27 protein-coding genes are annotated in these 24,029 nt (G+C 44.7%); 25 read left to right on the top strand and 2 right to left on the bottom strand.

The genetic code is table 11. The features are described 5' to 3' along the window. Positions 1–63 precede the first annotated feature (63 nt). A protein-coding gene (locus tag RGB73_RS30440) for an IS3 family transposase (RefSeq protein WP_310774693.1) occupies positions 64–1,412 on the bottom strand; the annotation gives its coding sequence in 2 pieces (ribosomal slippage) (positions 64–968 and positions 968–1,412; 1,350 coding nt in all). Between the two features lie 260 nt (positions 1,413–1,672). On the opposite strand from RGB73_RS30440, the gene RGB73_RS30435 reads away from it, so the two are divergent. From RGB73_RS30435 to RGB73_RS30400, 8 genes are all read left to right on the top strand, one after another. Then, positions 1,673–1,915: a hypothetical protein gene (locus RGB73_RS30435; RefSeq protein WP_310774692.1), complete on the top strand. Its 243-nt coding sequence runs from the start codon at positions 1,673–1,675 to the stop codon at positions 1,913–1,915. Positions 1,916–1,939: 24 nt separating this feature from the next. Then, complete coding sequence (locus tag RGB73_RS30430; RefSeq protein WP_310774691.1) at positions 1,940–2,800, top strand: S16 family serine protease; 861 nt, start codon at positions 1,940–1,942, stop codon at positions 2,798–2,800. Positions 2,801–2,820: 20 nt separating this feature from the next. Continuing rightward, complete coding sequence (locus RGB73_RS30425) at positions 2,821–3,054, top strand: hypothetical protein (RefSeq protein ID WP_310774690.1); 234 nt, start codon at positions 2,821–2,823, stop codon at positions 3,052–3,054. Between the two features lie 194 nt (positions 3,055–3,248). Next, positions 3,249–4,754, top strand: coding sequence for an IS21 family transposase (istA, locus tag RGB73_RS30420; protein ID WP_310774689.1), 1,506 nt, complete (start codon positions 3,249–3,251; stop codon positions 4,752–4,754). Further along, entirely contained in the window at positions 4,751–5,479 is a 729-nt protein-coding gene (gene istB, locus RGB73_RS30415) for an IS21-like element helper ATPase IstB (protein ID WP_122958828.1), read from the top strand. Before istA ends, istB begins: the two co-directional genes overlap by 4 nt. A gap of 96 nt (positions 5,480–5,575) precedes the next feature. Continuing rightward, entirely contained in the window at positions 5,576–6,031 is a 456-nt protein-coding gene (locus RGB73_RS30410) for a Rok-like winged helix domain-containing protein (protein ID WP_310774688.1), read from the top strand. 486 nt (positions 6,032–6,517) lie between these two features. Beyond that, positions 6,518–6,973: a RadC family protein gene (radC, locus tag RGB73_RS30405; protein ID WP_310774687.1), complete on the top strand. Its 456-nt coding sequence runs from the start codon at positions 6,518–6,520 to the stop codon at positions 6,971–6,973. A 47-nt stretch (positions 6,974–7,020) separates the two neighbouring features. Continuing rightward, positions 7,021–7,176, top strand: coding sequence for a hypothetical protein (locus RGB73_RS30400; protein WP_310774686.1), 156 nt, complete (start codon positions 7,021–7,023; stop codon positions 7,174–7,176). Between the two features lie 134 nt (positions 7,177–7,310). On the opposite strand, the gene RGB73_RS30395 is transcribed toward RGB73_RS30400, so the two are convergent. Then, positions 7,311–7,529: a hypothetical protein gene (locus tag RGB73_RS30395; protein WP_310774685.1), complete on the bottom strand. Its 219-nt coding sequence runs from the start codon at positions 7,527–7,529 to the stop codon at positions 7,311–7,313. A 688-nt stretch (positions 7,530–8,217) separates the two neighbouring features. Between RGB73_RS30395 and RGB73_RS30390 the strand changes: the two genes are divergently transcribed. The 17 genes from RGB73_RS30390 to RGB73_RS30310 all read left to right on the top strand — a co-directional run bounded on the left by RGB73_RS30390 (position 8,218) and on the right by RGB73_RS30310 (position 24,029). Beyond that, positions 8,218–8,715 (top strand): hypothetical protein, encoded by a 498-nt coding sequence (locus RGB73_RS30390; RefSeq protein WP_310774684.1) that lies wholly within the window; start codon positions 8,218–8,220, stop codon positions 8,713–8,715. A gap of 33 nt (positions 8,716–8,748) precedes the next feature. Further along, positions 8,749–9,366 (top strand): hypothetical protein, encoded by a 618-nt coding sequence (locus RGB73_RS30385; protein ID WP_310774683.1) that lies wholly within the window; start codon positions 8,749–8,751, stop codon positions 9,364–9,366. Between the two features lie 334 nt (positions 9,367–9,700). After that, entirely contained in the window at positions 9,701–9,970 is a 270-nt protein-coding gene (locus RGB73_RS30380) for a hypothetical protein (RefSeq protein WP_310774682.1), read from the top strand. Positions 9,971–10,009: 39 nt separating this feature from the next. Further along, positions 10,010–10,279, top strand: coding sequence for a hypothetical protein (locus RGB73_RS30375; protein ID WP_310774681.1), 270 nt, complete (start codon positions 10,010–10,012; stop codon positions 10,277–10,279). Between the two features lie 210 nt (positions 10,280–10,489). After that, a complete protein-coding gene (locus RGB73_RS30370; RefSeq protein ID WP_310774680.1) occupies positions 10,490–11,425 on the top strand; it encodes a tyrosine-type recombinase/integrase in 936 nt (311 codons plus the stop codon). Positions 11,426–11,461: 36 nt separating this feature from the next. Further along, a complete protein-coding gene (locus RGB73_RS30365) occupies positions 11,462–12,181 on the top strand; it encodes a restriction endonuclease (RefSeq protein WP_310774679.1) in 720 nt (239 codons plus the stop codon). A 440-nt stretch (positions 12,182–12,621) separates the two neighbouring features. Further along, positions 12,622–12,798 carry an antitoxin VbhA family protein gene (locus tag RGB73_RS30360; RefSeq protein ID WP_310774678.1) on the top strand — a complete coding sequence of 59 codons (177 nt, stop codon included), beginning with the start codon at positions 12,622–12,624 and terminating at the stop codon, positions 12,796–12,798. Beyond that, positions 12,791–13,444, top strand: coding sequence for a Fic/DOC family protein (locus tag RGB73_RS30355; protein WP_310774677.1), 654 nt, complete (start codon positions 12,791–12,793; stop codon positions 13,442–13,444). Before RGB73_RS30360 ends, RGB73_RS30355 begins: the two co-directional genes overlap by 8 nt. Before the next feature lie 98 nt (positions 13,445–13,542). Continuing rightward, complete coding sequence (locus tag RGB73_RS30350; RefSeq protein WP_310774676.1) at positions 13,543–13,734, top strand: hypothetical protein; 192 nt, start codon at positions 13,543–13,545, stop codon at positions 13,732–13,734. A gap of 10 nt (positions 13,735–13,744) precedes the next feature. After that, on the top strand, positions 13,745–14,230 hold the full coding sequence (locus tag RGB73_RS30345; RefSeq protein ID WP_310774675.1) for a prepilin peptidase: 486 nt from the start codon (positions 13,745–13,747) through the stop codon (positions 14,228–14,230). 18 nt (positions 14,231–14,248) lie between these two features. After that, positions 14,249–17,161, top strand: coding sequence for a DNA topoisomerase (locus RGB73_RS30340; protein WP_310774674.1), 2,913 nt, complete (start codon positions 14,249–14,251; stop codon positions 17,159–17,161). Between the two features lie 648 nt (positions 17,162–17,809). Beyond that, positions 17,810–19,336 (top strand): hypothetical protein, encoded by a 1,527-nt coding sequence (locus tag RGB73_RS30335; protein WP_310774673.1) that lies wholly within the window; start codon positions 17,810–17,812, stop codon positions 19,334–19,336. Positions 19,337–19,684: 348 nt separating this feature from the next. Next, the gene (locus RGB73_RS30330) at positions 19,685–19,996 is read left to right on the top strand and encodes a hypothetical protein (RefSeq protein ID WP_310774748.1); all 312 of its coding nucleotides are present in this window, start codon (positions 19,685–19,687) and stop codon (positions 19,994–19,996) included. Between the two features lie 15 nt (positions 19,997–20,011). Then, on the top strand, positions 20,012–20,248 hold the full coding sequence (locus RGB73_RS30325; RefSeq protein WP_310774747.1) for a hypothetical protein: 237 nt from the start codon (positions 20,012–20,014) through the stop codon (positions 20,246–20,248). A 14-nt stretch (positions 20,249–20,262) separates the two neighbouring features. Beyond that, entirely contained in the window at positions 20,263–21,288 is a 1,026-nt protein-coding gene (locus RGB73_RS30320) for a conjugal transfer protein TrbL family protein (RefSeq protein ID WP_310774746.1), read from the top strand. 16 nt (positions 21,289–21,304) lie between these two features. Further along, a complete protein-coding gene (locus RGB73_RS30315) occupies positions 21,305–21,649 on the top strand; it encodes a hypothetical protein (RefSeq protein ID WP_310774745.1) in 345 nt (114 codons plus the stop codon). Further along, a complete protein-coding gene (locus RGB73_RS30310) occupies positions 21,597–24,029 on the top strand; it encodes a VirB4 family type IV secretion system protein (protein WP_310774744.1) in 2,433 nt (810 codons plus the stop codon). Before RGB73_RS30315 ends, RGB73_RS30310 begins: the two co-directional genes overlap by 53 nt.

Raw genomic sequence — 24,029 nt, 5'->3', positions numbered from 1 at the left:
GATGAGTAAAGAAAAGCACTCAGGAATTTGAAGTGACCCCAAAAAGTTAGACAGTCATTTTAATTAAGCAGCAAGTAAGGTTTGAGTTCGGTATTGCACTGGACTCAAGCCTTTTAATTTTGCCTTGATTCGTTTGTTGTTGTAGTAATCGATGTATTTTGCTAACTCTTGTTTAAAATGTTCAATGTTTTCAAACTCCTGCATATATAAAAATTCCGATTTTAAGATACCAAAGAAGTTCTCCATTACAGCATTGTCATAACAGTTTCCTTTTCGTGACATACTCTGCGTAATGTTCTTTTCTTTTAATGCCTGTTGGTACTTGCTCATTTGGTAATGCCAGCCTTGATCCGAGTGAATAAGCAGCTGGTCTTCATCTGTTAGTCGTTTAAAAGCTTGGTCCAGCATCGTTGAAACAAGAGAATACCTTGGTTTTGAATCAATCGTATAGGCGACAATTTCTCCGTTAAATAAATCTAACATTGGCGATAAATAAAGCTTTTCGCCAAATAATTTAAACTCCGTAATATCCGTTACCCACTTCTGATTTGGCTTGTCTGCGTGGAAGTTGCGATCCAAAATATTCGGCGCCACCTTTCCAACTTCCCCTTTATAGGAGCGATATTTTTTCATCCGAACCATGCTTTTTAAGCCTAACTGTTTCATCAATCGCTGTACTTTTTTATGGTTTACCTGATGTCCTAGATTCTTGAGTTCATCCTTAATACGACGGTATCCGTAGCGTCCTTTATGTTCATGGTAAATCGCCTGAATTAATGTTTTTAATTCAGCATGTTTCTCTGGACGGCTGAAAGTTTTTACATAGTAATAATACGTACTTCGTGGAATACCCGCGAGTTTAAGTAGCGCTTTTATAGGAAATTCGGTCCTTAGTTCAAATACTACTTGCGCTTTGTCTTGCTTTGTAATTTTTCCTTGCTTTGAACTAAGGCATTCAACTTTTTTAAGTAAGCATTCTCCATGCGTAAACGCTCTAATTCTTCCTGCAGTGCCTCGACTGATCCTTCAACAGGTGTTCCTTTCTTGTGTCCCTTCTTCATGGCTGGACGCCCCTTTTTCTTTGAAATGAGGGCGTCTATTCCTTGTGATTGAAATTGCATTCTCCATTTTCGAATCAAACCAGGAGAGGTGATTCGAAAAATGGCGGCTGTTTCATTCGGAGACGTCCCATAAGTATTCATATAATTGAGTACGTCTAGTTTAAACTGTGCCGAGTAACTTGTATAGGATTTTACAAAGGCTTCTTCACCCTGATGCTCGTACTGCAACACCCAGTTTCTCACCATATAGGCAGATGCACCAATGGACGCTGCAATCGAAGAATAACTCTCCACACCTTCTAAGTATCGTTGAACCGCAGCTAACTTAACATCCCCACTAAATTTAGTCATAGAAAAACTGCACCTCCAACTGTTGAATATGTCCAACAATTGGGGTGCAGTTCAATTTGACCTGAGTGCTTTTTGCTGCTGTTTGCTTCTGCGCGCTGGCTGCGGATCCGGAAGGAACCAGGAGGCCGCGTCCTGGCTGCCGCCGGCGTTATAAGAAAAGAGAAAACAAATGTCACAAAAATATTGAAGTAAATCTATGTTTATGTTATTATATTTATACAGCGATAACCAACCAAAAACCAATAAGGAGGCTTTTGATCATGAGTGTAATTGATACGGTTGAAATTCTGAGTGTTATGGAGTCTTTGGTAGGATCGATACAAAGAAATTGCATCTTTCTGAGTGAAGTGAAATTTGAAAAAATGGACAAGGACTATAATCCAATTTTTAATGCGTACAATACCGTTCGTGGCAAAGAATGCTCAGTGAAAGTGGTGAGGCGAACTGTATACATCGATAACGGAGACGGATACGATTGGGTTTTTTCGTTGAAAAGGCCGTAGCTTGCAAACGTTGGAGGACATTCAATGAACTGGATTTCAGAGATTTTCTTTTTCAAATACTTCCCCGTTGTTTCCCTAATTGCGGGGGTTTGTTTTTTTCTAATGATGGGGTACGTAAGCAAAAGGTGTAAATTATTCTTAGGGTGGCAGAAAATCATTCTGGAAACTTTCAAAATGATGCTGATTTACGTTGCCTTTTTTCTTCTTGCAATTTCATTTATAGATACCTTGGGGATCGGATGGCAAATTACATATTACGCTGAGCCAACAAAATTAAGCGATGAACTAAAAAGTCAATATCACCACAAAGACGAGCATTTCTACAAACTGTCTGTTCATAAGACGAAATATTTACCGAGGTGGGAATTTAAAGAAAAAAGGGATGTCTTACAAGAAACTTTGAAGAAAATAGGCAAACCAGAAAATGTAACATCGATGCCTGGACTTACTTCTGAATTTGAGAAGGAGTTAAAAGAAGCCGCCAGCGAGAAAAAGTTAAGTCACGAACATGCGCTTACTGTTGCTACGAGGTACGTGGCCCTCCCTACTCCTGATTTGTTTATTTCAAGTGCTAATAACTTAGGGCCGTCTGCTGGTTTAATGGCTACGTTAGAGCTAATACATCAGTTTGGGGAAGAGGATCTTGTTCGAGGTAGAACAATTGCTGGAACCGGCAGCATTGAGTCGGATGGATCCATTGGGGGAATTGGTGGTGTCAAAGTAAAACTGATGGCTGCTCAGGATCTTGGGGCCGTGATTTGCTTTGTCCCAAAGGAGAATTATGACAGCTTATCTAAAGAATTTATTACGAGTTTGAGTCCGATGAATGTGATCCCCGTAAGTACCATTGATGAAGCATTAAAAGCACTTCGAAAAACAAGATGATCCAAAGGAGGGTAGGAGTCATGCCAAGAGGGGGAGCGAGGCCAGGCGCAGGAAGGAAACCGATGGGGGACAAGCCATTGGTTTCTCGTTCGATTACGCTTTCTCTTCCAGAAGAAAATTGGGATGCGTTAGACGATTATCTTCAAAGAAATGATTTGGACATGGCTGCTCATATAAGAACATTAGTCATGGATGACATGCTATTTAACGAAGACTTCCACAGGAAAAAATTCACTAAAAAAAAGAAAACATGATGTCCTTTACTTATCGGCATTGCTAAAATGTACTCATGATTATTGGTTGTTTATGGCAGGATAAAAGTGCAGAGAATTGCGGCGGAAAACTGCAGAGTTCCACCGCAATTCTGAGGCCATGAAAAAGGCACTTGCCAACATCCCCCTACAAAATCTACCCTTGGATTTGGCGAAAATCTGAGGGAGTGAGAGGAATGTTGAAAGTGCCACAACAACAGTATATCCGATTTTTGCGGGAAGTCGAAGGGTGTTCGATTCAGGAAATTGCGGAACGTGTCCAGGTGAATTGGCGAACCGCCAAGAAATATGCGGATCGCGACGACTGGAATGAACCGGTATGCAAGCGAAAAGGCCGCCATCCGGTGTTGGGACCGTACTTAGAGATTATTGACACATGGCTGGAGGATGATGAGCGTCTTCCACGCAAGCAACGCCATACAGCCGTCCGCATGTTTCAGCGGTTACGGGATGAGTACGGCTTCCCTGGCGGGCAGCGAACCGTATCCGAATATGTCTCGAAGCGAAAGAAAGCCATGGCAGCCGAACGAGCCGAACATTTTGAGCGTTTGGAGCATCCAGGCGGGGAAGCCCAGGCTGACTTTGGGACGGTGTACGTGGTCAAGTCGGGAGAACTGGTGGAGCGGAAAGTATTGACCCTGTCGTTTCCGTACAGCAATGCCGCCTTTGTGTTCCCGGTTCCGAAAGAAAACACGGAATGCTTTCTGGAGGCCTTAGGGCGGCTATTTCAGCAAATGGGAGGGGTTCCTCGCAAGATTTGGTTTGACAACTTGTCCGCTGCTGTTGTGTCCATCCAGCAAGGCGGAAAACGAGAGTGTACGGAAGCGTTTCGGCGTTTCTGCGCCCATTACCGCTTTGAGCCCCTGTTTTGCAATCCATACAGCGGCCATGAGAAAGGCCATGTGGAAAACAAAGTGGGGTATGGACGCCGGAACTGGTGTGTTCCGCCACCGGTTATCGATACGCCGGAACAACTGGAGACGTATTTGGCGGAAGCTGCCCGTGCGGATATGCAGCGCCCTCACTATGTGAAAAAGCAAACCATTGCCGAGTTGTGGGAGCAAGAAAAATGCAAGCTGCTGACGCTGCCGACGACACCGCTGGAGATTTTCCGGCTGGAGACGTGCCACCTGAACAAATACGCTGAGCTGTCGTTTGACGCGGCTCTCTTCCCGTTGCCGCAGTGTCGGGCCATGCAGCCGGTTTTGGTGAAAGTCAAGTGGGATGTGCTGGAGGTGTTAACGGCAGACGGGACATATACCCCGATTGTGACATTGCCTCGTCCCTATACGGAGAAAGTCATTCCAGTAGATTGGAAGGCGGTATTGAAGAGATATGAAAAACGCCCGCGGGCGGTGATGTATTCTTCCTTTACCAACATGATGCCTCAGGCGCTCCAAACGTTTTTGACGGTGGAAGACATGAATGCACGAAAAGCACGAATTCGCCTGCTCCATCGATTACTCGACACCTATACGTTGGAGGAAATTGGGCAAGTACTGGGAGAATTGTCGCATCAGCAAGAGCATCTGGCTGTTGCCTTGGAGCATGCCCTTTACGCGATAAAACACCCTGTTTTCCGCCCGGAACCGTTTTCAGAGTCGCATACACCCCCTGCCCTTCACGGGCAGATACCAATGCTGGAAGAGTACGACCGGATCCTGGGGGTGAGGGTGGAATGAGAGAAGAGCTGGCAAAGGTGTGCAAAACTTTGCATTTGGCGCATGTGATGGAAACCTATGAACAGGTGCTGTTTGAAGATCGGGAGAGCTTCCTGCTGGGTGTCTTGCGGATGGAGATTCAGCGGCGAGAAGAAACCAAACTGAAGCGATTATTGAAGAAAGCCGCGTTTCCCCAACTGAAGACACTGGAGGATTACGATTTTGAGGCAGTCACCTTTCCGGAAACATGTACAAAGGAGGGATTGATCGACCTGCGTTTTTTGGAGCGTAAGGAAAATGTGCTGATGCTGGGAAAAGTGGGCACGGGGAAGACCCATCTGGCAACAGCGCTTGGCGTAGAGGCGTGCCGAAGAGGATATGCCGTTCGATTCTTCCGTGTTCCCGATCTGGTTGCGCTCTTGCAGGAAAAACACGCGAATGGGGCACTGATGCGGTTTCAAAAAGAACTGGCAGACTGTGAGTTGTTGATTTTGGACGAGGTTGGGTTTGTTCCCTTTCACCAAACGGGGGCTGAGCTGTTGTTTCATGTCATCTCGGCTTGCTATGAGAGAAACAGTGTGATTGTGACGTCGAATTTGGAGTTTGGGCAGTGGAATACGGTGTTTGGAGATACGCGATTGACGGCAGCCCTTGTGGATCGCCTCGTCCACCACGCCCATATTCTGGCGTTTACCGGAGAAAGCTACCGACTGCGCCATGCTCTATCCAGCATGAAGTCTTCCTAAATTCTTTTGTATTGATGTTGGCAGTGTTCTGCATAAATTGGCCGCCAAACTCTGCATTTTTGAGTTGCAAAATACAATTGGTAAAGGATGAAGGTTATGTTGAAAGAGTTGGAAGCACTTCAAGAAAGTCTAAAAGCTGCTATTGAACGGCGGGTAGTTTTGCGGCGGGACTATGTAGATATGGACAAGCAGATTGGACAAGAGATTAAAGGATATCTTTCGAGGATTCGTGAAATTGAGGAATCTATGCTAACTGATATAAAAGGCCAGGAAACAATTGATTCTGAAATCGTATCAATGGATCATAATAGCAGCGTTGATAGAGAGGATCAAAGGAACCGCAAGTCCAGATATGATTATCAGCAGGATGTTGTCCCGAAAGTAATTCAGATTCTCCGGGAAAATGGATCGAAGCTGAAAGCGAAAGATATATTTCCAATTCTCAAAGACAAGTATGATATGGAGTTTTCTAATCGGACCATTACAATGAACAGGGTTATGGCTTTGTCGCCAGAGATTACAAAAGAAGAGGGATACTACTTACTGAAATGATTGCAAAGGCATACCTCCTTTGGTGAAAGTATGGAACGCTTGGTGATCCGGACGTTACGGCAGCCGGAGGCCGCCGCCGGGGGTCGGGGAATCGCCCGATAACCAGAGGGCCTAGCCGGCCGCAAGCGCCCGACAAAGCCCTCTAGGTTCCTGTGCGCTTCTTTATCCCTCCCACCCCTAACGCAAATGAGGGAAGGACTCCATGAAGTCAGGAAGAGCGTTTGTGGGCTTCTCCTGGATCTTGTCTAGTGATTAAGGAAGCCTCCCGTCTGCGCCGGGAGCCAGCGGCCCCTAAACAGGCTCATCGCCGTTTGGTCAGCGTACCACGGGCTTCTCACTGTATATGGCTGCGCCATACTCCCTACGGCTGCGCCGTGTCGCCCTCCGGGTACAGTGAGCCGCGCGCTCCGTGGTCCGTCTGAGCCACGGCGATGGCCCACCGGGGCCGCCCAGCGATAACCAACTAAGCCAAGGGAGAGATAATGAATGGCAAAGAGAATTTCCATTTATCAAGTGAAATTGGAAAAGGTGAAATCATTTCATTACGGTTATGATGAGAAACAAATAAAGATGCCAAGGGATGTGGCTGATATATTTCGCCACTATTTTGAAACCTTCTGCAGTACAGACAGAGAAAACTTTATCGTGATGTTCCTTAATACTAAGAATCGGATTGTTGGTGTTTCAACAGTTCATGTAGGTTCTTTGGATTCCTCCATTGTTCATCCCAGGGAAGTATACACCGAAGCCCTGCTACATAAGGCAGCCTCAATTATTGTTTGTCACAATCACCCATCCGGAGATGTTTCGCCTAGCCGGGAAGATGTTGCTGTAACGAGAAATTTACAGCAAGCCGGGGAATTGTTAGGAATAAGTGTTTTAGACCACATCATTTTAGGTGAGAACACGTACTATTCGCTGAAAGAAAGGGGGGACATGTAGGGCTTCCCTACATGTCTCTTTTATTAATATTAGAAGGGATGATAGGAATGGATTTTTCAGAAGTGGTTGAGCAATACAAAGCATGGTTAAAAAATCCCGAGTTGGTAAGTAAAGAAGCTGCAGCAGCTTTTTCTGAAATCTATAAGGCTACAAAATCAGCTTTGAATGTATACCAGGATGATAAAGCTCCTTACGGAGATTAATTAACAGTGAGGTATGGGCATGGAAACTACTCAGTCTGCTTAACGATGAACAAAACAAATTCGACTCATCATCTCAAGGGAGATGAAATTGGGTGTCTAATTGGATTCCTCTTCCTCAATGGAAGGATGAGAACTCATTGGGGTACTGGCTTGCCGGTGCCCCCAAACATTTTATGAACGATGTCGTATTGCCGGATAGGCAAGTCAGGAAATAAAACAGAGATTTCGTGTGCCGGTAGAGCCAAAAAATCTTCACCCGTCTCAAAGGAATGCGGGATAGAATGACGGGTAAGTTTCTTGGAGAAGAACGTAGCCTCTTTGACGTTGATCACATAATAAAACGATTTGTTCATGCTTTCACGCTCCTTTTCAATTAGCTTATTTTAACAGGTTGAGACAAAAAAAGTGCTTGGCCATAGGTTGCCGCCCCTCACCCGGAAGAACCTGGGCCGCCCTTGCTGCCGGTTATGCGCCCGGCGCGCCGGCTGTAGATCCGGAAGGAATCAGGAGGCCGCGTCCTGGCCCCGGCCGGCGACGAGCTGCAGGAGATGACCCGTGCTTGCCGATCGCCCTGGTGCGCCGGCTGCAGATCCGGAAGGAACCAGGAGACCCCTCATTGGGTATTGTTGGTAGAGTAGATAGGGGAGGTAGAAATTCATGAGGAGAAGGATATCCGCGATGGGAGCAAGCAAGTATGAGTATTGTCCAAACATGTTTGACGAAGATGTACGTCGCAACCAGGAATGATTTGAAATCAAGAAAAACGATATCAAGCAAAAATTATCTGAAATTCCGCAAGTTCTTCGTGAGATCAAAGAAAAGGAACAAATTTGATTTGATAAAACTCGTAACAGAATGTTACTTCTGTTACGAGTTGTGGTATAATTTGGGTAGAGTTTAGATCGAAAAGGATAAAATGAGAGCCGAAAACTCGTAACAGAATATTTGTGATGAATAAGGAGGAAGAAATTGGTTCAAGATAAGAAAATGCTTAAAACTGAATCAGATAAGAAGGGTAGTGGGGATATATGGGATTGAGCAATGTTAAAGGTTATTTGTCACACACGGATCAACAAAAAACAGTTATTTGAACGTGTTTTTTCTAGTCAAATGGCTACGCGTGGAACAGATGAAAAGAAACAATATGTCGCTGAAAATCTAAAAATGACAAGGAGGGGTTTGATGTTTGTTAAGTTGCAGGAAAAAATTGATTTTGCTTTTACTCAAGGTTACGAAATCGTACATGAGAGGGTTAGTCCGTCTGGGAGCTTTAAAACTGTTGTTATGAAAAGCGATGACTATGTAACTGTTTTTCAAAGTCATGTCTACGGTGACTACGAAGACGTGTATTGGACAGTTTTGTCTTCTGAAGAATTGGAAGTGTTGAAAAAAATAGAGTTGAAAGATTTTAGAGACAAACCGAAACGAAAAAAACCGATTTGTCCGAAGTGTGAAGGGAAAGAATCTCCGAATAGTGTCGAATGGATCAGTGAAACTACCTGGAAATGTTTTGAATGCTTCACGGAGTTTCAAGTTTAATTTAATGTGTAGATAGTAAAAAGGGGGGATACGATGGCGACGACACATCCTCGGTATCCGTTGACTCTTCCCGAAGATTTGAAACATTCGTGGATGAAGGAAGCGAAAAATCAAAATGTTTCCTTGGCGACTTGGATAGTAAATATGGTCGAGAAGGCCAGAAGAAAACAGAATAGTGACGTCACTTTTCTGCGATATGGCATGTGGTTCGTAACCGACAAGGGGGATCGAAACTGCCGAGAATTGGCAGATCGGCATTATTCCCGTCAATCAGTCGGAAACAAACAGTTTTGTCGTCCAGGACACAATTTGGTATTGCGGACAGCTCTGGCGGATGCTTTATGGGTTACTTGGTCGGGAATACGTGACGATGGCTTAGATGCCTGGGAATGCACGATATTCCGCAACGAGTCAGGATATCTCAGTTCCGATATGATCCGGTGGGCAGTAAGAGCAACACTGAAACAATGGGGGCTGCCGCCAAAGGATGGGATTATCACGTATGTAGATGCTGAGAAGGTAGCATCCAGAAATCCAGGTTTTTGTTTTAAAAAAGCAGGATTCCAGTTGATCGGTAAAAGCAAAAAGGGCTTGCTGCTGTTGCAGTTGAGCCAACGAGATATAAAACGGGAATACCGTTCGATCATTTAACACGAATAGAGCCGATTTATCCAGAATGCTCAGTTTGATAAGAAAGGGGAGGATCATATGATTGACTACTCCAAAAGGGAGAATTGGACGACTGATATGCTTCTTGAGATTTTGCCATATCATACAGTTTTGAAGGAAGAGGAAAAATCCTCATTCGACTTGCTCTGGCAGGCAAAACTTGATTGTGAAAAAACTTTGGGATGGGTTATAACGCCAAAAAAAGTTCGGAGTGTGAATATTGTGGGGAACCTGAGTACCTTGTAGGTTCTCGGCGCTGTGATGAACATATACAAGAAGATTGACCTTACAAAGTGCTCAATGGAGGTAGTTGTTTATGAGTTGGGAAGCTCAGTTTATTGGCAGGTGTAATGCTTGTGGTGATCATTGTCGAGTAATGGAAGTAGATGCTGAAACTTCTTTGTGTGCTGATTGCTTTTATCGTGAACAGTTAGCTAATGATGTTTCTTCTTATGTTCGAGCAGCAATTCGCTCGTTACTTAAAGCAGGAGACTTGTCCAGGCGTCTTAATAATCCTACGTTACAAAAGGAAATTGAGAAAGCAATTCAGATTTGTGGATTACCTTTGCGAGCATTGGGTGAGTGATTTTTAACTTATTGTGTATGGAGAAAAGGAGGGGGTTGTATGAATGGATCGTTTACAGTTACTTACCCTTTGGGCATTGAGGACCGGAGAGTAAAGCAACTGATGCATGCTTTTACCAAAATGATGTTTAACGATTTCGCTCACTATCACCTTATTGAATCGGTAATTGTAACCTGGGAAAGAGTTTATGTGGACGCTCAGGGACATATTAAAGAGTTTGCTTTAAACGGAAGAAGTCTTGCATATGTGATCTCGCACAAAAAGGAGAATTTCGCTCTGATGATTAACGAAAGTGGGGGCTTTGCTTGATGAATGGTGATCGGGACCACGAAAAAGGAAATTTTATAGCGCCTGGTGATCCTGTTTATCACGTCGAATACGGTGATGGCGTTGTAATCCAAGTGCAACCATTGATGTTATTGGTGAACTGGAAAAGTCTAAATCAATTAAAACTAGTCAAAAAATCGGAAGTGCGCCCTTTGCGATAATTGGGCGGCAGCACTCCAGGAGGGAATCATTGTGAAGGTTGTACCGTTTCAAAGGCCGGAGGAGAATTACGTCGAAAGGTTCTTAGCATCAAATCCTCGGTTTTCTGAGGGAACGGCCGATGCCTACGGTCGAGCGCTGCGGCAATTCATGGAGTGGATTTCCACAAAGCCAGGATCGGAAGGTAGGTTTCAGCCTTCAAGTCTTACCAAAACGGCTCTGACCGTGTATTTGGATGAGCTGGCCAGTAATAATTACAGCGTTTCGCATAGAAACAGGGTCAAATATGCCATCAGTTCCTTTTCAAACTGGCTAATCGAGCGCGGGGAATTATCGAAGAATCCGGCTAATGGTATCGACGTACCCGCCCAGCCCTTAATGGCTCCACGCGTTCTTACTGAGGATCAACGATACATACTGCGAAATTTAGTTGAGCGGGAAGGAGATCTGCGTAACGAGGCAATCTTTGCCTTGGGGTTTTGGGCAGGCTGTCGTGTGAGTGATGTAGCTTGGTTGAAGCTGGAGGATTGTTCCCTGGGACCAAAAATCGGCTCGGTAGAAGTTGGATATAAGGGGGGGAAACGCCGGGTCATCGACCTGATCAATGAAGTCCGCCGACCGCTGTATGAATGGATCCGTTCAGAAGAACGGGCACGAAAAAGTAGCCCCTATGTTTTTGTGTCCCAGCGCGCCGACCGATTGACGGAGAACGGAATACATCATTGGTTCCGAAGTCTAAAAAAACAAGCAAGAAATGATGAATGGGAACTGATTAAGGACATAACCTACCACGACTTGCGACATGACTTTGCTCACCGGTGCCGAGAGGTAGGGTGGACGTTAGAGGAGATTGCTTTTTATTTGGGTCATATCACTAGAAAAGGAACACCTGCCATATCAACAACAGCTCGGTATACGCAGCCAAGCCGCGAACAAATTAAGGAAAAATTGAAGTGGTTAAAAGGATAAGGACTATCAAAAAAGCGACAGGAGCCTTGAAAGAATATGGGTAAAAGACGAAGGAAAAATGGCGATCCAATTGCGGAATTGTTAGGAGCGGTTGTCTTATTTGTTTTTTGGGGTGTATTTTGGTACACGCAGTCTTTTAAAATGGCCGGAATTACAGCAGGAATAGTGCTCGGTATCATTATCAGTTTTTCAATCTATAGGAGAGGAAAAAGGGTAGAAAAGCTGAAAAGGTCCGGTATCTCGGATATTGACCAGATGGATGGAAGACAATTCGAGCACTACCTAGGACTCTTGTTTAAATCTCAAGGGTACAAAGTTGACGTTACAAGATCCACAGGAGACTTCGGGGCCGATCTAGTAATCCAAAAAGAAGGAAAACGGATCGTAGTTCAAGCGAAACGACACAGTAAAAATGTAGGTATAAGTGCAGTCCAGGAGGCTCAAGCAGCAATCGCACACTATAAAGCGCATGAGGCGTGGGTTGTGTCAAATAGGGGCTATACGGAACCGGCCGTTAAACTTGCCGCAGCCAACAGTGTTCGTCTAGTTGACCGAGTGGCACTTATCGAGATGATACTGCAGATGAATCCTGATGCAATACCGTCAGCAGAACAAGTTAGAAGAGAAGTGCCACGAGCGAAAGAAAAGTGCAAGGTTTGTGGAAAGGAAATGGTAGTACGAAGAAGCTCAAAGGGGGAATTTCTTGGTTGTACAGGTTATCCAGAGTGCAGGAATACAAAATCGCTGACGAGTTAATATTCTTACATTAAGTGGCGCGCAGGCGCTGCTTTTTTATTTAGTGATGACGAAAGAGGCCAGGGGTTCCCCGCGCCGACAGCGGATCCGGAAGAACCAGGAGGCCGCGCCCTGGCCGCCCCCCGGCCATGAACTGCAAGGGACGCTCATGCCCGACGATCGATGTCTGCCCGCCGGCTACGGATCCGGAAAGAACCAGGGGCCGTGCCCTGGCCCCGGCAGGAGATGAACTGCAGGATACGCCTGTGCCCGTCGATCGATGCCAGCGCGCCGGCTGCAGATCCGGAAGTACCAGGAGGCTGCGCCCTGGCCACACCTGTTTAAGTCCAATAGGAAGAGCCGAAAAAATAATTGTAATTATAAAGAGGTTATTTACCACCTAAAAACAATATGGTAAAATATAGGTAAGGTAGTTACTTCTATAAGGTGGGGATGAAGAGATGAAAAAAGTTATGAAACGGCTGGAGGATGCTTTGAACAACGCTAAAGCATCAATGAGGGTTGAAGGCTTCACCTTTTCAAAAGAGGACGACGAACTAATCATGAAAGCTTTGGCCGGGGAATTGAACCATGATGATTTTGTCAAGGAAGCGTTAAAGAGGGCTGAAAATGTATAAAGACCAGCAATCCAAATACTGCTATCCAGGTACAGACATACTCATCAATAAAGCAAATTTAAGGGACCAGCGGAAACTCGATGAGTTTGACAAGCTTGTAACCACCAAGCGGCTCGCTGAATTGGTTGAACGTCCTATAAAGGGTGCATTTGACATGAATCATCTTTCCCGGATTCACCGGTACATTTTTCAAGATGTCTACCCGTTCGCAGGAGAGATCCGGAGTGAAGAGATCGCAAAGGACTCATTCAGGTTTGCCAATGCTCATTTTATCCCATTGGCGAGTCGTGATCTTTTTCAGCAGTTGAAACGAGAAAATCACTTGATCGGAATGGACGTGGAAAAGACGGCAGACCGGTTATCGCACTACATGGCCGAGATAAACGTTCTCCATCCATTTCGTGAAGGGAACGGAAGGGCGCAGAGGGAGTTTATACGCAGTTTGGCCAATAACGCGGGTTATGAGCTAAATTGGTCCAAAGTCGAACCGGCGCGCATCCTGGAGGCTTCGATTAAGTCAGTAACAGATACCAGGGATTTGGCCTCAGTCATTCTCCAATCAATTGTGAACCAGGAACCGAATCGTGAGCTGCTTCGCGGACTGGAACGTCCAGGGAAAGGGAAGGAACGAGGGATGGAAAGATGAGGTGTCGTCGGAAGTATTTCCGACTGTGGCCAGTAGGAATTGCAGCTATGCAATTTCTTTTTTTGATGAAAAACGTATAACAGAATCGGGGAGATAACGTGGCTCGACCCTTGAAAGATCCTAAAGAAAAGCGTGATAAAAAAACCTATTGCTACCTAACGGAAGCGGAAGAAGAAAAGTTAAAACAGGCCCTAACCATTGTCAATGAAGATAAATCGGATTTTATCCGAAAGGCAATTGCCGAGCGCATACAGCGTGTGAAGGCGCAAGTTGCCCAAGAAGAATCGTAAGAGAGGGTGAATGTATTTGCAATCAATAAGTCATGTGCTGCTTTTGCTTCTGTTTCTTGTGTTTACCGCATGGGTTGCCTGGGAGGATATCCGGACGAGAAAAATTCCTAACAAGGCCATTGTTCCCTTTTTTCTAGTGTTCATGGCTTTTCAAGTGATCACGGATCGGGCGAACATGCTGGATTATATTATCGGTTCAGTTGCAGGGTGCGTCTTTTTACTTCTTGCTCATGCTTTCAATCCGAAGGGAATGGGTATGGGAGATGTAAAGCTGATGGCTGTAATCGGTTTACTTGTCGGATGGACTGGCGTGGCCTTGACGTTATTTCTGTCTTGTATAGTAGGAACTTTTGTTGCAATCACTCTTATACTTACCCGCAGGATGACAATTAAAGACACGATACCTTTTGGTTCTGTGCTTGCTCCCATTGCCTTTGTGACATTTGCTTTCGATTGGCACAAGATTTTTTGGGATTTTTTGATTAGCATGGTGTAATTCAAAGGAGGGGACCGAATGAAAACACTTTATATATCCGAAAAACCTGACATGACGAGGAAATTTGTTAGTCTCCCTATGTTTCGAGGGGGAAAGTTTGTAAAAGGATCCAAGGGTTATTACGGTTATGTCGAGGGATCGAGTTGGATTCATGTATGGTGCATTGGACACTTGGCCGAATTGTTTATGCCTGCAGACTATGATGAAAAATATAAAGAATGGAAATTAGAACATTTGCCCATTATTCCGGAAGAATTTAAACGCAAGCCAAATCCGGAGCATTTAGAACAGTTTCAGTTCATTCAGGAGCTAATGGAACGTTCGGATGTCAGTACCATTTGCTGCTGCACAGATGCCGGCCGTGAGGGGGAACTTATCTTTAGAGAACTGTACTGGATGAACGGTTCAACGAAGCCGATTAAGCGTCTTTTTGTCAGCGCTACGGATGACGAGGCACTTACTATTGGATTTAACAACCTGCAGCCTGGAACGGATTTTGATACGTTGGGTGACTCTGCTGATGCGCGGGCAATTACAGACTTGCTTGTGGGGGATACCCTGACGAGGGGATACCGCGTAAAGCTAGGACAACTTTTGCCCTTGGGCCGAGTAATGATTTGCCTGCTTGCTGAAATTTACAATCGGGAGCAAGCCATAGCCAATTTCAAATCGCAAAATTTTTATGAGCTATTTGGTCAATTTGGTCCAATTAAAGCCAAATGGGACTCTGGAACAAAGGAATATATTATGGATCCAGACCCGGTAAAAGCGATCCAGGAGAAAGTAAAAGACAAGGATGGTGTCATAACTGCTTGCACAAAGAGAGAGAAGAAATCCAGTCCGCCATTGTTATACAACCTGACTGACTTATCGAAAGAATGCGTAAAAGAACTAGGCTGGTCTGCTGTTAAAACGCTGGATGTCCTACAATCCCTTTACTCACCACCATTATCTTTAGTGACGTATCCGCGAACAGACTCCCGATACTTGCCTGCATCGATGGTGGAGGATGTACAAAAAGCTGTAAAGGCATTTAGTGATACGCCTTTTTCTGACATTGCTGCAGGTATTACAGGCGAAATCAGCAGCAAGCATAAGGTATTTAACGATGAGCTGGTCAGCGATCACTACGCGATTATTCCTAACCCCAAGATCAAACCCAATGTAGACAATCTTTCTGCCGATCAAAGGATACTATACGAACGGATTGTGAAACGGTTTTTGGCCAATTTTTATCCACCGGCTATTTACGAAGTGACGGAAATTACTATCACCTGTGAGGGTGAAACTTTCCAAACAAAAGGAAAAAAGTTGCTTTCCCCAGGGTATTTGTCCGTTATTGCCAATAACGATGAAGAAGATGAAACGCCCGTTATAGACATTCCGTTTTTAGAAGAAGGGGTTTCCGTCAAGTGTGACAATACGACACTTCACACGGGAAAAACAACACCGCCCGCAGTTTATCGGGAAGACTTGTTGCTTGAGTTTATGGAAAATGCAGGGCGGAAATTGGATGATGAATCACTAAAGGAAGTCATGCGCGGGAAGCGAATTGCGACATCGGCCACAGAGGGGGCCGCGATTCAAAAATTATATGACTACAAATATATCGAGGCAAAGGGAAAGCAGATTCGTTTAACTGCTACAGGGCGATTCCTGGTTGAGAATGTACAAATTCCAGAACTGCGTTCACCAGAGTTTACGGCCACGATGGAGTACCAACTAGAACAGATCCGGAGTGGTGAACTGTCCAAAGCAGACTATCTTTCGAGCATATTCCGATTTTGTCACTACTTGGCCGATGAGATCCGGAAGATTAGCGATGCACAAAAGAATGTCCTGCAAACCACACAGATCGATGAAAATAAAATCGGTACCTGTCCCTGCTGCCGGAAGCCGGTCATAAAAAAAGAAACTGGGGACAAGCAAACATTCTATGGATGTTCCGCTTATCCGGATTGCACCTTCACGGTTCCAAGTGTTGTTCTGAATAACAAAATACCTGTCAAGCAGATTCAAAAGCTGCTTGAACGTAATAGCACGGACATTCTCGCTGGATTCAGTAAAGATGGCAAAGAATTTTTCGGACTTCTTTATGTTGAAGACAACAAGGTAAAGTTTCGGACCCCTACACAGGAGGAATTAAGCCTGGGAAAATGTCCAAAATGTCAAAAGCCGGTTATACACCGGATGCGCTTCTATGGCTGCAGCGGTTATCCTGACTGCAATTTCAGTGTGCCATTGGCCATTAAAGAGAAGGTTTTATCGCCTAATGACGTGCAAAAGCTATTGAACGAGGGTACAACGGGCCTATTGGAGTTTAAAGGAGAAAAGGGCACCTTTAAAGCCTTTGTGATCTATGATCCAACAGACGGGAAAGTCAAATTCCGATTCCCTACGGCCGAAGATGTAACTGTAGGGCAATGTCCAAAGTGTTCCGGCCATGTCATCCCGCTAAAGACATTCTACGGTTGCAGCAACCATCCAGATTGCAACTTTACATTGCCCATGGTTGTGAAAGAAAAGAAAATCCCGATCAAGGAAATTGAGCGGATCCTTGAAAAAGGAGAGAGTAATTTACTGGATGGTTTCATTGGGAAAAGTGGTCCCTTCCGGGCCTTTTTAACTCTCCAGGATGGAAGATTGCAGTTCCGATTCCCTGTTGACCAGGACCTGTCGATCGGAAAATGCCCGCATTGTGATTCTTTAGTGATAGATAAGAAGTCATTCGTCGTTTGCTCAAAGCAGGACTGTGGGTTTAGAATCTTTAAAACATTAGCTGGAAAAACACTAACTAACAAACAAGTGCAAACGCTGTTATCCCTCCGTCCAACGGAGAAAATCAAGGGTTTTTCGGGACAGAAAGGGACATTTGAAGCCAAACTTTTCTACAGTAAAGAGGAGCGCAAAGTAAAATTTATGTTTGATTAGTTTCAACTCTATGATATTCTATTAGTAGATTTTCCCTATAAACAAAAAAGCCACCAAATCTGGCGGCTTTCAGATAATAAAATATCGCAACGGGATCGATTCGAGCGACCAACTCTTATCCGATCCTATCCACCGACCCTTTCGACGACACCCGGTGAACAAGCGTAAACTACGCTCAGTTGCGTTATTACTTCTTATTTTACTCTAAAATGGGGTAAAGTATCAAGGATAACTCTACAATGAGTTTAGTCATTTTTTGACATATTCCATGTCAAAATTCGTATACGCGTTTGTTCCCCTGTGGCCGTCGTAGGATCGGCTACAGGGGATTTTTAATGTCTGGAAAGTTATTAGGGAAAACAAAAAACTGCTGCGCCAACAGCAGTTCGTTTTAAGAGCCAATGAATCACTTTTGCTTACGGGTGCGCCAACACCGATGTAAGCCAACCGAGCTTTGTTTGTTGTAATTCTAACAACTAAATATTCAATAACAAGCTTCCGGACCTTTTTTAAAAAGAGGCTCTTGGAGGCCAGCTTTCATATTGTCTTTTTTCGGTTGTCGTGATTCTTAATTCCTAGTTTACGAGGTTTTCTCTCTTCACGCAACGGAAAAATGAGATTTCTCAATAAGAGTGGGAGGAAAAAAGTATGTTAGCCGACCCAATTCATACCATCTATGAAAATACCATGCAGATTCGAGCAAAAGCCTCCTGGGATCGCACAAAATCTCTTTCTAAAGAGGAGAAGAGAGACTTTGGGTACATCTTCTTTGCGCCGGACAAGGAATCTTTCCAGCGTGGCGTTTGCCTGCGTTCATATGCAACACTTGATTATTATTTCAATAAGGTGAGGTTTGTACACCGGGACCCTTTCGATGCACCATTCATTACCTTCAATAGCTTTGCTTTCTTTGGAAAGCGTACAGTAGATACCCTTCGATTTTTGAATGCGGTAAGTATTGAGATTGATAATCCGGATGCAACCCTGGCTGACATTGCCCACCTTTGCGAGATGTACGACTTGCCTCTTCCCAATTTGGTTATCAAGTCACCAAACGGGTTTCATTTGCATTGGCTCATTGAGCGTGTCCGGGCTTTCCGACCAGCTATAGATTCCTACAAGTTAATCAGCGAGGCGCTTAAAAAGACCTTTGCTTGGATAATGGCAGATGCGGCAGGTCCGGAGCGTTACTGGAGAATGCCGACCGATGAAAATACGATTCGCTTCATCGATGAGAAATACACGTTGGATGAGCTGAAAGAATGGGCAATGAATTGCCTGGATCAAAGCGAGATGGCTAGCTACACAGCTTCTCCTAAAGTGAAAGGGAAACCGGTTGTAAAAGGGATCCTGGAGGATCCCGCGATTAAAGAGCTGCTAAACGGTGTTCCATATGACCACGATATTCGGAATTACGCTTGTTATACCCTGGCGCTTATCATGGCTTCTTCCACCGGTATGAGCGATGAAGAGATTCTTTCCTATCTCAAAGAAACCTGGAATCCGAAGAATGAGCGGCCTATCGCTTTTCCAGAGTTGAAAAGAACGGTTCGGTCGGCCATCAGAGGGGTGCGTTCCGGTCGAATTAAGGGTGCGAAAGAAAAGTGGATCAATCACATTTTGAAGGTGATGGGATCGAACAAACGCTTTCGCTATGTGAAGCGTTCCAAATATACCGGCGAGACAAGCTATACCAAACGTTCGGAATTGATGCAACAAATTATCCGTCATATCGAGGCCCAGGGAGGCTCTATTTTCACTTCTCAAAGACGACTGGCGCAAGAACTTGGGGCATGTTTTAAAAGCGTTCAAATGACGCTACAGCAAATGTCAGAGGAAGGTATTGCCGATATTACGACTGTAAAGGGGCGGAATGGAGGAACAGAGATCCGTCTTCGAGCTGATGTCCAGGAAGTGGATTATCTCCAAGAGGCGGCGGCTGCAGCGGAAGTCATTCCAATGCCATCCAATGATCCAGAAACAGAAGTCAAGCACATAATCGCGGCTACACCGGAACGAGTGAGCATAGGAGATCTACAACAAAAATCCTCTCTTGAGCCAAATGTGTTCCTCCATACACTAATGTCCTTGTTGAATCGAGGGACCGTGAGAATGTTAGAACCGGCAAGGGATGGAACCGCAAGGTTTACCCTGGGGCCACCAGCGGGTAAATGACGTAAATTACATACATTTATATCTTTGGTGGGTTTGGTGGGTGGGATTTACCTTATTTCCCCCTTCTTGAAATTGGGGGTGGTGGTTTGCGGTAGCAAACCGTCCTTTTTCCCATCCCGCACTTATCCACATATCCACATCCCTGTGGACCTTGCTTCGTTCTTTTCTGTCTTTCTAGGGAGGACAGGTCTTTGGTTCTATTGGACCATCCTGCTTTGCTTCTGTTTTCTTTCGTGGCAGGTAGGCTGTACGCACCTAGTTCTCCTTTCCGTAATTCGCTATTTCTGGGAGAATTGTCTTGTCTGTAAATCTTCCAGATATTACACTTGGACTAGGAGGGGGTGTTTTGTGTCGGGAGCAGCCAACCGAGACAATCTTGTGATTATCAATTGGTTCATCACGAAGTCTCAGCATGAATTACTAGACAAATTGAGCCTTGATGGACGTTCTAGGAGTGAACATTTACGGAACGCCATCGACGCTTATTTGGATTGTGAGGGGGTGCTAGATTTAGAAGAACCTCTTGTAAAAGCGGATTTTAGCATTACAAGAAAGCAAAAAACGGCTATTGGGATTCAGGCAGCATCTTGGGGGTGCTCCGAAGCAGCCGTTTTACGCACAATCTTGTTTTATCTGCAGAAAAAACATTCAAGAAAGTAGTTGGAGGGAAAATTTATGTGGGCACCAATAACCAAGGTATTAAGCATTCTCAATGAAGCAAAAGTCAATCTTTTGGCATTGACTGTAGCTGCGGCCATTGTAGCTATCATCATCTATGGCTTGAAATACAAGCAGGGCAGCGATGATGAAAAAGTATCAGCAACCAAAGGTATTAAGGGCGTTGTTTACATGACAGGTGGAGTTAACGCACTTATTTGGTTGGTATCTTACATCTACACAAAGATGCAATAAGGGTGGGATAGGCTATGAATTATCCGACGACATTTTGGGGATGGGTTTCTTTTTTAACCCTTCCCCGTATGCCTCAATCGCTATCGTATCTTTTCTGGAAATTGGTCACAGTTTTACCGATCCATCGTCATAAAAAGCATTTTTTCATTGTAACTCTTGGGATGATCCTAATTTTTCCTGCTGTAGCTTTTGCGGAATTTGACTTTTGGAAAAAAATTACGAGTTTTTCGATATGGGGCTGGATTAGTGATCTTGCTTCCGATCTTGCCCAGGAGGCATATAAAGGTTTGACTGCAGCAATGTTTAGTCCTACTGATTTGTCGAACTACCCAAATATTCAAGATGCCATCAACATGTCTCGTGCTGTGGCAGGAGGGCTTTTAGCGGTGGCGGTTGCATTTGAGGCGTTGCAATCAGTTGGACTACGGGCTGCAGGAGAGGGACGTTCTTTGTCTGAACTGGCCAAAGGGACATTTTTGGGTGCTGTGCTGATTTTTTTCCTTCCGTGGTCGGTTGAACATTTGTTCCTTCCTTTGAACAACTACCTCCTTGAAGCAATTTCGAATCTTGGCGTAGGAATATCTGCCTTCCAAGGATTGTTGCTTTTTACGGTTGCAGCAATTCCAGAGGGAACGATACTAATGTTCCTGGTGTATGCGATTTTCTGTCTGATTCTAGCGGTCGTGTCTGGTATCCGGTATGTGGAGCTGGTTGTTTGTATAGTCCTTTCCCCAATTGTTGCTGTTTCGGCAGTTCGTGGTGGAGAAGCCATTGGGGTATGGGTACGAGAAACAACGGCCATTGTTTTTACCCAATGCGTCCATCTGTTGATGATTAATCTACTTTTCAACTTTGTTGGCGCTGCTGACTTTTGGGGTTTTCTGAAAGCAACAGGTGTCATCTTCGTGATGCTCCGGGGTCCTCAAGTGTTGCGGCAATTTTTATACTCTTCCGGAACGGGTAACGCGCTGGTGAATGCAGCCGGATCCGGTGGTCGCCTGGTCGCCATGAAAATGATGACAAAGGTAAAGGTATCATAGGGGTGAGGATGATAACGTGACACCACAACATGAGAAAATTCGGATTCCCAGGAAGGTTGAAGCGAAGTTTCAGATATTCGGGTTGGGGCTAAAGGAAATGTTCTGCATGTTGCCGCTTTTGGGGATTGCAATTGGCACTTTCCAATTCTTCTCGTTCACATGGGCGGTCTTCTCAAGTATTTTTATCGTCGGAATCCCTTATGCTTTGCTTTCACAATCAAAGTACGGGAGATCCGGTGTCCAATACGTTGCAGATATGATCAAATACTATACCAAGGTTCAAAAACGGTATGACTGGAGTTGGTCTGATGAAGATAGCATTACCCAAGCTATTCGGATCGAAAAATGCGAAGCAAAGTAAGAAGGAAACTACTCGGCAAGCGTTACCGTTTCTTTTGCCGATTAGTGATTTGCTGCAGACCAGGGATGGTAAATGGAAAATCATTACGAGGGTGTCCCCAATAAACGGGGAGCTGCTTGCCCAAGATGATTTGGATGAAGTAATCGAGGCGATCCAGGCGGCCTTAAACAGTTTCCAAGGACGAATTCAAATTAACATCGGTACTGAACGAATAAATATCGATCGAAACATTGAATATTTCGATCAACATATCCAAAAGCAAACAAAAGAAATCTACATTGATCTTCTGCAACAGCAGAAAGATCATCTGCAGAGTGTAGCAAATAAGTCTCGTACCGTTCTCAACTTTTACTTGACCCTGGAAAGTAGCTCAAACAAATATCAACAAGCCTCCGACGAATTGTCGGATTCTCTAAAGGCTGTGATGGACAACCTGGAGTCAAAGGATATGATGTGCTACAGGTTGGAACAAGATGACATGCGAAAGCTGCTTTACGAAAAGCTGAATCCGGAAACAAGTGCGGTCCATCCTTGGAGCGATGATATAAGGGAAGCCAATATTGCGCCAAAACAAATCATTGACAGGGGTACTTATCTGGAGAATGACGGTCATTACTACAAGTTTTTCACCTTGGTCGATTATCCGAAAACAGTAAAGGGACCACGCTGGTTGAGTCGTCTGTTGCAAGTTCGTTGTAATATGGACATCGCGTTTATTCTTAACCCTCGAAACAAATTGGATATGCAAAAAAATCTGTCCAATTCTGTATCTGAGTTGAGAAGGAAATATAATACGGAATCCTTACCCGAGTACGTAAAAAAGAATATCCTTTCCGAAATTGAAGACGGTGACTACCTTCTGGAGCAAATCGGTGGGGAGAACCAAACATTGTGGGATGTAACAACTGTCATTGGGGTGAATTCTGCTGACCTGGAGGACCTAAAATCTCAAGTCCAGCGAATTCAAAATGCAATTGCTGGTAGCCGTTGTGTGTCCTGGGAGTTGAAATATTACAACTTAGATCCTCTTTGGTGCATTCTTCCCATTCTGCATAAGGCCGAGATGCTTGAACATTACAAATGGCCGATGCCGAGCAGTCTGATCGCTACGATCGTCCCCTTTGACTCCAGTGAGCTGCAGCAAGATCGGGGCGTCTTTATCGCTGAAAATGCGACTTCAAGGGGCTTAATTATCTATGATCGGTTCGATAAGACAAAGCTGAAAAACCCGAATCAATTCGCGGTAGGGGAATCTGGCTCCGGTAAATCGTTTTACCTGGGTTGCGATATGATCCGGATGGCTCCGTTTAATGACTACACCATCGCCATTGACCCGGAACGAGAATACCATTTTCCTTTCGGGAAACGTATCGTCTTTTCTGCCCGTTCCAAACACGTAACGAACCCATTTCACATTAAATCAACCGTCATCGATAGTGAGAACGAAACCGAAGAGGATGCAGAAGTAACCTTGGGTGAATATCTCCCAATGAAGATCCTTGACTTGATGGTATGGTTTAAGTGGATCATTACGGATTTGAAACCGGAAGAAGAGGGCCTTCTTGAAGAAGATATTCGTGATGCCTACGCAATGAAAGAAATGACTTTTGAAACGAAAGAGTTACCTACGGATCCGGAGTCGTTCCCTACCCTTTCGACATGGAAAGAAGTTGTTCAGAAAAAAATTAAGGATCCTGAACTGGAAATGGAGGCAGCGAGCCGTCGGCGTTACCTGTCGATCATGCGGCCATATATCGATGGTGCCTATAGCAAGATGTTTAACGGACCAACGAACTGGGATTTTGACTTTGTAACGGTATTGGATATTCATGAACTTTCCGAAACGGTTCAAAAGCCGATGTATTATCTGCTCTTGAAAGACGTGTGGGAACTGATTAAAAAGAATCGTAAGGAGAAAAAGGGCTTCTACGTTGACGAGGCTCACTTACTAGCAGACGAAGAGAATCCGTTGGCTCTCAAGTCGCTGCAGCGAATTAATAAACGAATCCGGAAATACGGCGGTTATCTGGTTGTGGCCACGCAAAACCTGGATGACTTCATGTCTGTAGGAAAATGGGGAACCGCAATCCTTAACAACTCGTTTATCAAGACGTTCTTTACTTTGGGGCCGACCGACTTGCAAGTGGTTAAACCATTGTTCCGTTTAAGCGATAAGGAAATGAAAGTTTTGGCCAAGCAAAAAGGTTCCGGCCGCGGTATCCAAATTGTTGGAAGCCAGCGCATTGAGATTCAAACCAGGGGTAGCGAATACGAGCTTGAGATCATTGCTCCTGATCTGTACGAAAAAATGTACGGGAAAAAGTCTCGTTTCGGTAAAAAGCCGACCAAAGTAGAAGAAAAAGATAAAGTGAGCGCATAG

This window comes from Brevibacillus brevis, assembly GCF_031583145.1.
Classification (GTDB): domain Bacteria; phylum Bacillota; class Bacilli; order Brevibacillales; family Brevibacillaceae; genus Brevibacillus; species Brevibacillus brevis_E.
This window is presented reverse-complemented; position numbering and strand designations above follow the sequence as displayed.

Bases quoted from the DNA above. Each gene is read 5' to 3' on its own strand.
- RGB73_RS30310 (WP_310774744.1), top strand. From the start codon at position 21,597: ATGAAGATAGCATTACCCAAGCTATTCGGATCGAAAAATGCGAAGCAA.
- RGB73_RS30345 (WP_310774675.1), top strand. From the start codon at position 13,745: ATGTATTTGCAATCAATAAGTCATGTGCTGCTTTTGCTTCTGTTTCTT.
- istB (WP_122958828.1), top strand. From the start codon at position 4,751: ATGAGAGAAGAGCTGGCAAAGGTGTGCAAAACTTTGCATTTGGCGCAT.
- RGB73_RS30325 (WP_310774747.1), top strand. From the start codon at position 20,012: ATGTGGGCACCAATAACCAAGGTATTAAGCATTCTCAATGAAGCAAAA.
- RGB73_RS30380 (WP_310774682.1), top strand. From the start codon at position 9,701: ATGAGTTGGGAAGCTCAGTTTATTGGCAGGTGTAATGCTTGTGGTGAT.
- RGB73_RS30375 (WP_310774681.1), top strand. From the start codon at position 10,010: ATGAATGGATCGTTTACAGTTACTTACCCTTTGGGCATTGAGGACCGG.
- RGB73_RS30365 (WP_310774679.1), top strand. From the start codon at position 11,462: ATGGGTAAAAGACGAAGGAAAAATGGCGATCCAATTGCGGAATTGTTA.
- RGB73_RS30390 (WP_310774684.1), top strand. From the start codon at position 8,218: ATGTTAAAGGTTATTTGTCACACACGGATCAACAAAAAACAGTTATTT.
- RGB73_RS30410 (WP_310774688.1), top strand. From the start codon at position 5,576: ATGTTGAAAGAGTTGGAAGCACTTCAAGAAAGTCTAAAAGCTGCTATT.
- RGB73_RS30430 (WP_310774691.1), top strand. From the start codon at position 1,940: ATGAACTGGATTTCAGAGATTTTCTTTTTCAAATACTTCCCCGTTGTT.
- istA (WP_310774689.1), top strand. From the start codon at position 3,249: ATGTTGAAAGTGCCACAACAACAGTATATCCGATTTTTGCGGGAAGTC.
- RGB73_RS30395 (WP_310774685.1), bottom strand. From the start codon at position 7,529: ATGAACAAATCGTTTTATTATGTGATCAACGTCAAAGAGGCTACGTTC.
- RGB73_RS30435 (WP_310774692.1), top strand. From the start codon at position 1,673: ATGAGTGTAATTGATACGGTTGAAATTCTGAGTGTTATGGAGTCTTTG.
- RGB73_RS30320 (WP_310774746.1), top strand. From the start codon at position 20,263: ATGAATTATCCGACGACATTTTGGGGATGGGTTTCTTTTTTAACCCTT.
- radC (WP_310774687.1), top strand. From the start codon at position 6,518: ATGGCAAAGAGAATTTCCATTTATCAAGTGAAATTGGAAAAGGTGAAA.
- RGB73_RS30400 (WP_310774686.1), top strand. From the start codon at position 7,021: ATGGATTTTTCAGAAGTGGTTGAGCAATACAAAGCATGGTTAAAAAAT.
- RGB73_RS30425 (WP_310774690.1), top strand. From the start codon at position 2,821: ATGCCAAGAGGGGGAGCGAGGCCAGGCGCAGGAAGGAAACCGATGGGG.
- RGB73_RS30340 (WP_310774674.1), top strand. From the start codon at position 14,249: ATGAAAACACTTTATATATCCGAAAAACCTGACATGACGAGGAAATTT.
- RGB73_RS30385 (WP_310774683.1), top strand. From the start codon at position 8,749: ATGGCGACGACACATCCTCGGTATCCGTTGACTCTTCCCGAAGATTTG.
- RGB73_RS30335 (WP_310774673.1), top strand. From the start codon at position 17,810: ATGTTAGCCGACCCAATTCATACCATCTATGAAAATACCATGCAGATT.
- RGB73_RS30360 (WP_310774678.1), top strand. From the start codon at position 12,622: ATGAAAAAAGTTATGAAACGGCTGGAGGATGCTTTGAACAACGCTAAA.
- RGB73_RS30355 (WP_310774677.1), top strand. From the start codon at position 12,791: ATGTATAAAGACCAGCAATCCAAATACTGCTATCCAGGTACAGACATA.